The sequence below is a fragment of the Falsiroseomonas oryzae genome, from assembly GCF_027856955.1.
Taxonomy (GTDB): Bacteria; Pseudomonadota; Alphaproteobacteria; order Acetobacterales; family Acetobacteraceae; genus Falsiroseomonas; species Falsiroseomonas oryzae.
Map to the genome: position 1 here is coordinate 1 of NZ_JAPSMD010000492.1, position 3,577 is coordinate 3,577.

Genomic DNA, 3,577 nt, shown 5'->3' on the forward strand with positions numbered 1-3,577 from the left:
GCGGGCCGCGGCGCGCGGCGCGTGGTGCTGCGCGCGCACCGGGTGGACGGCGCGGTGCAGGAGGTGGCGGTGGGCACCGGCCTCGCCTCGCGCGATGCCGCGCATCTGGGGCGGCTCTTCGCGGAGCGGCTGGAGAAGCTGGAGCCCGGCTTCGGCTTCGACCGCCTGTCGCTCGGCGCCGAGGTCACGGAGGAGATGGCAGGGGCCCAAGGTGGCTTCGTGGGCGGCGCGGTCCAGCGCGAGGAGCTGGCCCGCCTGTTCGACCGCCTGGCCCAGCGCGTGCAGGTCTGGCGCCTGGCCCCGGCGGCAAGCCACTGGCCGGAGCGGGAGGTGGTGCGGGTGGCCGCCACGACGGTGGTGCAGGTCCCGCCCGGCTGGCCGCGCGCGCCGCGCCCGCTGCGCCTGCTGCGCCGGCCGTTGGAGGTCGGCGCGATGGCATTGCTGCCCGATGCCCCGCCCTCGCTGCTGCGCATCGGGAAACTAGGACATCGCGTGCGCGCCGCGGAGGGGCCGGAACGGCTGGAGCCGGAGTGGTGGCGCGAGCGGGAGGGCCGCCCGGGCCGCGACTACTACCGGGTGGAGTTGGCCTCCGGCGCGCGGCTCTGGGTCTGCCGCTCCGGCTTCGGCGCGGAGGCGCGCTGGTTCGTGCATGGGCGGATGTGATGGAGCGGGCGCGCTATCCGTTCATGGACCGGCGGGCTCCGGTCGCGCCCCCACCCGCCTGCGCTTCGCGCAGCCACCCTCCCCCGCAAGGCGGGGGAGGGAAGCCTGGCGCGACCCGCTCCCTCCCCTGCGCAGCGGGGGGTCAACGCCAATCGGCGTTGAGGCCGAAGGCTGGTCGGGGTGGGGGCGCGGCTGCCTCGGCAGGATGAGACCCGGTGCCCGCGACCTCCCCCGACATCGTCGCCGAGCCTGCCTTCGCCGAACTCGGCGCCCTCTCCAACTTCACCTTCCTCGAAGGCGCATCGCACCCGCGCGAACTCGTCGTCGCCGCCAAGACGCTCGGTATGCCCGCCATCGGCATCGCCGACCGCAATTCCGTCGCCGGCCTGGTGCGCGGCTGGGTGGCGGCGCGGCAGGCGGGCATCCGCTTCGTGCCGGGCATTCGCCTCTGCCTGCAGGACAGTGCCGAATATCTCGCCTGGCCCACCGACCGCGCCGCCTGGTCTCGCCTGACCCGCATGCTCTCGGACGCCCGCATGCATGGCGAGAAGGGCGAGACACGGCTGACGCGCGACATGCTGATGGCCGGTGCGGAGGGCAGCGTCATGGCGCGCATCCCGCCCGCCCAGGTCACGCCGGACTTCGCGCAGGCGCTCCGCGCCGACGCGCAGGCGCTGAAGCCGCGCCTCGCGCTGCCGCTGTTCTGCGCCGCGGACCATCGCTGCCGCGGCGACGACCAGGCGCGGCTGGATGCGCTGGCCGCCATCGGCCCGCCGCTGATCGCCGCGGGCGGCGTGCGCTACCATGTCGCCGCGCGCCGCCGTGTCGCCGACGTGCTCGCCGCCATCCGCCTCGGCACCACAGTGGAGGCGCTCGGCTACCACGCCGAGCCGAATGCGGAGGCGCATCTGCTGCCGCCGGAGGAGGTCGCGCGCCGCCTGCATCGCCACCCCGAGGCGCTGGCGGCGACGTTGCGCGTGGTGAAGGCCTGCCGCTTCTCGCTCGACCAGCTCTCCTACGAATATCCGGACGAGATCCTCGACCCCGGCCGCACGCCGCAGCAGACGCTGGAGGCGCGCGTCGCCGCGGCCTGCGCGGAATGCTGGCCGGACGGCGTGCCGGAGAAGGTCGCGCGCCAGGTCCGGCACGAGCTGCGCCTGATCGCGCAGATGGACTACGCGGCCTATTTTCTCACGGTCCACGAGATCGTGCGCTTCGCGCGGTCGCGCGGCATCCTCTGCCAGGGCCGCGGCTCGGCGGCGAATTCCGCGGTGTGCTACGCGCTCGGCATCACCGCCGTCGCGCCCGACAAGCATGACCTGCTGTTCGAGCGGTTCATCAGCGCCGCGCGCGACGAGCCGCCCGACATCGACGTGGATTTCGAGCATGAGCGGCGCGAGGAGGTGATCCAGCACATCTACGACCGCTACGGCCGCGACCGCGCCGCGCTGACCGCGACGCTGATCCGCTACCGCGAGCGCAGCGCGATCCGCGAGGTCGGCAAGGCGATGGGCCTGACGGAGGACGTCACCGCACGTCTGGCGAAATCCGTCTGGGGCGCGGGCGAGAAGAGCCTGACGGAGATCGCCGCCGACAACGGCCTGCGCCCCGACGCCGATCCGCGCATCCGCCACGCCATGGAGATCGCCGAGGAGATCCAGGACTTCCCCCGGCATCTCGCCACCCATGTCGGCGGCTTCGTCATCACCCGCGGCCCGCTGACGGAGCACACGGTGGTGGTGAAGGCCGCGATGGAAGGCCGCACCACCATCGAATGGGACAAGGACGACATCGAGGCGCTGCGCATCCTCAAGGTGGATGTGCTGGGCCTCGGGATGCTCACCTGCATCCGCCGCGCCTTTGAGCTGATCGAGGGCGCGGGCGGGCCGAAGCTGACGCTCGCCGCGGTCCCGCAGGACGACCGCGAGACCTACGCCATGCTGCGCCGCGCCGATTCCATCGGCGTCTTCCAGGTGGAAAGCCGCGCGCAGATGAACATGCTGCCGCGGCTGCGCCCGCGCGCATACTACGACCTGGTGATCCAGGTCGCGATCGTGCGCCCCGGCCCCATCCAGGGCGACATGGTGCACCCCTATCTGCGCCGCCGGAACGGCGAGGAGGAGCCGGACATCCCGCACGGGCTGGAGGGCGTGCTGAAGAAGACGCTCGGCGTGCCGCTGTTCCAGGAGCAGGCGATGCAGATCGCCATCGTCGGTGCCGGCTTCTCCCCCTCCCGCGCCGACGAGCTGCGCCGCGCCATGGCGACCTTCCGCAACACCGGCGAGATCTGGAAATTCCGCATGGAGTTCCTCGCCGGCATGAAGGCGAACGGCTACGATCCCGACTTCGCCGAGCGCTGCTTCCGCCAGCTCGAGGGCTTCGGCACCTATGGCTTCCCCGAGAGCCACGCGGCGAGCTTCGCGCAGCTCGTCTATGTCTCGGCCTGGATCAAGCGCCATCACCCCGCGGCCTTCGCGGCGGCGCTGCTGAACAGCCAGCCGATGGGCTTCTACGCGCCGGCGCAGATCGTGCGCGACGCGAAGGAGCATGGGGTGGAGGTGCGGCCGGCGGATGTCGTGTGGTCGGACTGGGACTGCACGCTGGAACTCGGGAGCGGGATGGAGAAGGTCGCGCGGCCCTCACCCCAGCCCTCTCCCGCTGCGCGGGAGAGGGAGCCGGTCGCGCCAATATCCCCTCTCCCGCGCAGCGGGAGAGGGAGGGGCCCGGCCGGAGGCCGGGAGGGTGAGGGCCGCGCGGCCTCTCCGACGCTGCGCCTCGGCCTGCGCCTCATCGCCGGCCTGAAGGAGGACCACGCGCGCGCCATCATGGCGGCCCGCGCGGCGGCCCCGTTCGGCGACGTCGCCGACCTCGCGCGCCGCGCGCGGCTCGACCGCGGCGCGATGGATGCGCTGGC

General features: G+C 73.3%; 1 protein-coding gene and 1 pseudogene. Both read left to right on the plus strand.

Translation table 11 applies throughout. From position 1 onward, the window contains the following. Positions 1-663, plus strand: a pseudogene (locus tag OZN99_RS27610) (hypothetical protein); the annotation flags it as partial. Positions 664-878: 215 nt separating this feature from the next. After that, positions 879-3,577, plus strand: a 2,699-nt coding sequence (locus OZN99_RS27615; RefSeq protein ID WP_270938435.1) for an error-prone DNA polymerase, incomplete at its 3' end; no start/stop codon positions are given.